This window comes from Promicromonospora citrea, from assembly GCF_013004695.1.
In the GTDB taxonomy this organism is placed as follows: domain Bacteria; phylum Actinomycetota; class Actinomycetes; order Actinomycetales; family Cellulomonadaceae; genus Promicromonospora; species Promicromonospora citrea.
In genome coordinates this window covers 1-5,203 of sequence record NZ_JABEMG010000206.1, presented here as the reverse complement: position 1 = coordinate 5,203, position 5,203 = coordinate 1, and the positions used below count along the sequence as shown (strand labels likewise).

At 73.8% G+C, this 5,203-nt stretch carries 4 protein-coding genes and 1 rRNA gene; all 5 read right to left on the bottom strand.

What is annotated here, in order from left to right:
• On the bottom strand, positions 1–979 hold a 979-nt coding region (locus tag HLB15_RS22235), incomplete at its 3' end, for an FAD-binding oxidoreductase (protein WP_171108759.1).
• Positions 979–2,454, bottom strand: a complete 1,476-nt coding sequence (locus tag HLB15_RS22230) for an FAD-linked oxidase C-terminal domain-containing protein (protein WP_171108757.1) — start codon at positions 2,452–2,454, stop codon at positions 979–981. The genes HLB15_RS22235 and HLB15_RS22230, both read right to left, overlap by 1 nt.
• Before the next feature lie 37 nt (positions 2,455–2,491).
• Complete coding sequence (aceB, locus tag HLB15_RS22225) at positions 2,492–4,078, bottom strand: malate synthase A (RefSeq protein WP_171108756.1); 1,587 nt, start codon at positions 4,076–4,078, stop codon at positions 2,492–2,494.
• A gap of 129 nt (positions 4,079–4,207) precedes the next feature.
• The gene (locus HLB15_RS22220) at positions 4,208–4,954 is read right to left on the bottom strand and encodes an IclR family transcriptional regulator (RefSeq protein WP_171108754.1); all 747 of its coding nucleotides are present in this window, start codon (positions 4,952–4,954) and stop codon (positions 4,208–4,210) included.
• A 160-nt stretch (positions 4,955–5,114) separates the two neighbouring features.
• Positions 5,115–5,203, bottom strand: a 5S ribosomal RNA gene (gene rrf, locus HLB15_RS22215); the annotation flags it as partial.

Below are 5,203 nucleotides of genomic sequence, written 5' to 3'. Positions count from 1 at the left end.
CGGCGACGCCGGTCAGGGTCGCCGTCGCCTTCGCGAGGGTCGCGTCGTCGTCACCCGGCAGACGCGCCCACCACGTGGGCGCCTCCGCCTGCACCGTTCCACCCAGGAGCACGGCCGCCTCGGCGGCCCGCTGCCCGACGGCGGAGCCCACGCCCTCCAGCAGCACCGCGACCGTCGCCGTGTCGCCCCCCGCCGGCCGGTCGATCTCGACCGCGGCCGGGGCGAGCTGCGACGCGAGGACGTCCCGGGCGCGCGCGGCGACGTGGCCCGCCGGTCCGGTCGCGAGGACGTACGCGCGGTCCGGGCGCACCGGGTGCAGCCGGAACGCGGCGCGCACCACGACCCCGAGGGTGCCGTAGGCACCGGTCATCAGCTTGGCGAGGTCGTACCCGGCGACGTTCTTGACGACCTTGCCGCCCGAGCCGGCCACCGTGCCGTCCGCGAGCGCCACGGTGGCGCCGAGCACGAGGTCGCGCACCGCGCCCCGCTGCAGCCTGCGGGGCCCCGACGTCCCGGTCGCGAGCATGCCGCCGACCGTCGAGCCACCCCTCGTGCCGCCCGTCAGGCGCTCCGGCGGAAGGTCGACCACGAGCTCCTGCGCCGCCCCGCCCACGGCGTCGAGCAGCGCCGCGACCGGCAGCCCCGCCTCCGCGACCACGACGAGGTCGCCCGCTCCGTGCTCCGCGAGCCGGTCCAGGCCGGTCGTGTCGAGGAGCAGGTCGACGCGCTCGGGCGGCGCGCCCCAGTCGAGCGCGGTCCCGCCGCCGCGCGCCACCGTGACGAGTCCCTGGGCCGTCGCCTCGCGCAGCACGGCGGCCGCTCCCCCGGCCGACGTCGGCCGTGCGACCGCGGCGGCGGGCACCCCGTCGACGGCGTCGCCGGGGCCCGCCTCGTGGACGTCTCCCCCGTGCGCACGCAGCGCGTCGGCGAGGCGTGCCAGGTCGGGGGCCGTGCGCTCCGTCGGCCCGCCCGCCGTCATCAGAACACCTCCGCGACGCCGGCCTCGCTGAGCGGGTGCGCGCCCCGGCGCCTGCCCGGCACGTCCCCGCACAGCCGGGGCGTCGGGAACACCTTGCCCGGGTTGGCGATGCCCTCGGGATCGAAGGCGCAGCGCAGCGCCTGCATCGTGTCGAGGTCAGCGGCGGTGAACATGCGCAACATGTGCTTCGCCTTGTCGGCGCCGACGCCGTGCTCGCCCGTGATCGACCCTCCGTGCTCGAGGCACAGGTCGAGGATGCCGCCGGCGACCTCCTCGGCCCGGTCGACGGCACCGGGCACCGCGCCGTCGAACAGCACGAGCGGGTGCAGGTTGCCGTCGCCGGCGTGGAAGACGTTGGCGACCTGCACGCCGGCGCGCTCGCTGAGCTCGGCGATCCGCCGCAGCACCTGGGGCAGCGCGGTCCGCGGGATCACGCCGTCCTGCACGATGTAGTCGGGGCTGATCCGGCCGACCGCCGCGAACGCCGACTTGCGACCCTTCCAGATGAGCGCGCGCTCGGCGTCGTCCGCCGCGACACGCACCTCGAACGCGCCGGCCGCCTCGCACAGCCGCACGACGTCGTCGAACTCGCCGGCGACGTCGGCCGCCGGCCCGTCGAGCTCGATGACGAGCACGGCGCCCGCGCCGTCGGGGTAGCCGCACCGCACGGCCTTCTCCGCGGCCCGGATCGCGAGGGCGTCCATCATCTCGATCGCCGCGGGGACGACGCCCGTCGCGATGATCGCGGAGGTGGCGGCGCCGGCGTCGTCCATGGTGCGGAAGGCCGCGAGCAGGGTGCGGACCTCCTGCGGGAGGCGCGTGAGCCGCACCGTCGCGGACGTGACGACCCCGAGGGTTCCCTCGCTGCCCACGAGGGCGCCGAGCAGGTCGTACCCGGGCGGGTCGGGCGCCTTCCCACCGATCTCCACCTGCTCACCGGCCGGCGTGACGAGGTCGAGCCCGGTGACGTGGTTCGTCGTGAAGCCGTACTTGAGGCAGTGCGCGCCGCCGGAGTTCTCTGCCACGTTGCCGCCGATGGAGCACACCGACTGGCTCGACGGGTCGGGAGCGAAGTAGTACCCGTCGGGGCTGGTCGCGGCGGTGAGGTGCAGGTTGATGACCCCGGGGTCGACGACCGCGCGCTGGTTGGCGGCGTCGACCTCCCGCACGGTGCGCAGCTGCGAGACCACCAGCAGCACCCCGTCCGCGTGCGGCAGCGCGCCGCCGGACAGGCCGGTGCCCGAGCCGCGGGCGACGAACGGGACCCCGTGCCGCGCGCACGCCCGCACCGTGGCGACGACGTCGCGCACGTCCCGCGCGAGGACCACCACGCCGGGCAGCACCCGGTACGCCGCCAGCCCGTCGGACTCGTACGTGCGGCGGCGCTGCCGGTCGGTGACGACCTGCTCGGCGCCCAGCTCGCCGAGCAGCTCCTGCACCACGACCGCCAGCCGCTCGCCCTCGCTCTCTGCCATCCGGCCTCCTCCGTCGCAGGCTCTCGCTGAGCGGGTGTCAGGGCATGCGGTCGTACGCCGGCAGCGTGAGGAAGTCCGCGTACTCGTCGGCGACAGCGACCTCGAGGAACGTCTGCCGCGCCTCCTCGTAGTCGGCCGGGTCCCCGGGCAGCTCGGCGATCTCCTCCTCGACCACCTGGTCGACGAGCTCGCGCGTGACCTTCCGGCCGGTGTCCGCGAGGGTCACGTCGTTGTGCAGCCACTGCCACACCTGCGACCGCGAGATCTCGGCCGTCGCCGCGTCCTCCATGAGGTTGAAGATCGCGACGGCGCCGAGCCCGCCGAGCCAGGCCTTGAGGTACTGGATGCCCACGGAGACGTTGTTGCGCAGGCCCGCCTCGGTCACCTCGCCGGGCGTCGAGGCGACGTCGAGCAGCTGCGCCGCGGTGACGTGCACGTCGTCGCGCGTGCGCTCGATCTGGTTCGGCCGGTCACCCAGCACCGAGGTGAACACCTCGGTGCACAGCTCCACCATGCCCGGGTGGGCGACCCACGACCCGTCGAACCCGTCGTTCGCCTCACGGGTCTTGTCGTCGCGGACCTTGGCGAACGCCGCCTCGTTGACCGCCTCGTCCCGGCTCGGGATGAACGCGGCCATGCCGCCGATCGCGTGCGCGCCCCGCCGGTGGCACGTGGACACGAGCAGCTCGGTGTAGGCCCGCATGAACGGCACCGTCATCGTGACGGCGTTGCGGTCCGGCAGCAGGAACTCCGGCCCGCGCGTCCGGAACGACTTGATCACCGAGAACATGAAGTCCCACCGGCCGGCGTTCAGTCCCGCGCTGTGCTCGCGCAGCTCGTAGAGGATCTCCTCCATCTCGAACGCGGCGGGGTAGGTCTCGATGAGCACGGTGGCCCGGATGGTGCCGCGCGGGATGCCGAGGTAGTCCTGGGCCAGCAGGAACGCGTCGTTCCAGAGTCGGGCCTCGAGGTGCGACTCCATCTTCGGCAGGTAGAAGTACGGTCCCTGACCCTTCTCGATCTGCCGCAGCCCCGCCGTGGCCACGTACAGCGCGAAGTCCACCAGACTGCCCGACGTCGGCCGCCCGTCCACCAGCACGTGCTTCTCCGGCAGGTGCCAGCCGCGGGGGCGCACGATGATCGTCGCGAGCTCGTCGTCCGGCTCGAGCGCGTACGTCTTGCCGTTCTCGGCCGTGAAGTCGATCGTGCGGTCGATGGCGTCGAGCAGGTTGAGCTGCCCGCCCACGACGGCGCCCCACTGCGGCGTGTTCGCGTCCTCGTGGTCGGCGAGCCACGCCCTCGCGCCCGAGTTGAGCGCGTTGATCGTCATCTTGCGGTCGGTCGGGCCGGTGATCTCGCACCGCCGGTCCGCCAGGCCGGGCGCCGGCGGCGCCACGCGCCACGTCGGGTCCTCGCGGATGTGCCGGGTCTCGGGCAGGAAGTCCAGGGTGCCGCCCGCCGCGAGGTCCGCGACCCGCCGCCGGCGCGCCTCGAGCAGCTCGAGGCGCCGGTCGTCGAGCTCGCGGTGCAGCAGTGCGATGAGCTCGAGCGCCTGCGGAGTCAGCACCTCCTCCGCGCGCGGTCCGATGTCGCCGGTGATGGTCAGGCCGTCCGGAGTGTCCACTGTCTGTCCCTCGGTCGAGCGGTCCGGCTCCCGCTTCTTCCATGATGCGGAAACCAAATATTCCCTGGTGGAAACAGTAGGCTCCGCAGGATGCCGCGGTCAACGGTACGGCCGCACCCGAGGGCGCGATCAGCTCCCGGTCAGCTCGCGCGCGACGTCACGCGCGACCTCGTGCAGCAGCGGCACGGCTCGCTCCCCGAACTCGTAGGACACCCGCGCCGCAGGTCCGGACACCGACAACGCAGCAGGGACGGGCACCCCGGGAACCACGACGGCGAAGCACCGCACACCGATCTCCTGCTCACCGTCGTCGACGGCGTACCCCCGCTCGTGGGCCTCGCGCACCGCCGCGAGCAGCGCCTCGACGTCGGTGAGGGTCTGCTCCGTGGCCGCGGGGAGCCCCGTCCGGTCGGCGAGGTCCCGCACCGCCGCGTCCGGCAGCTCGCCCAGCAGGGCCTTGCCCACGCCGGTGCTGTGCAGGTGCACGCGCCGTCCCACCTCGGTGAACATCCGCATGGAGTGCGACGACGCCGCCTGGGCGACGTAGACGGCCATCTCGCCGTCGAGCATCGCGAGGTTGGCGGTCTCGCCGAGCTCGCGCGCGAGCCGGGCGAGATGACGGCGGGCGCCGGCGCCGAGCTGACGGCCGGCCGCCTCACCCAGGCCCAGCGTCCGCGCGCCGAGCGCGTAGCGGCGCGTGGGAAGCCGGCGCGCATAGCCGCGGCCGACGAGCGTGCGCATGAGCCGGTGGATCGTCGGAAGCGGCAGACCCGACCGTTCCGAGAGCTCGCTCAGGCCGGCGTCGTCGCCGAGCTCCGCAAGGATCTCCAGGAGGTCGAGCGCTCGCTCGACCGACTGCACACCGGCCTCTGCCATGTCCGTCCTCCCACACCGTGCGTCGGCCGTGTCGGCCGGCGGAACCAGTGTTCCACAGCGTGGAAGAGCATCTCGGAAAAAACCCGTGAACGTCGTCAGGGGATGGACCCGTGCCGCACCCGGTGTGGGGTGCGGGGGTCCATCCCCTGACGGAATGGTTGTCCGGCGGCGTCCTACTCTCCCACCCCGTCTCCAGGGCAGTACCATCGGCGCTGTAGGGCTGAGCTTCCGGGTTCGGAATGGGACCGG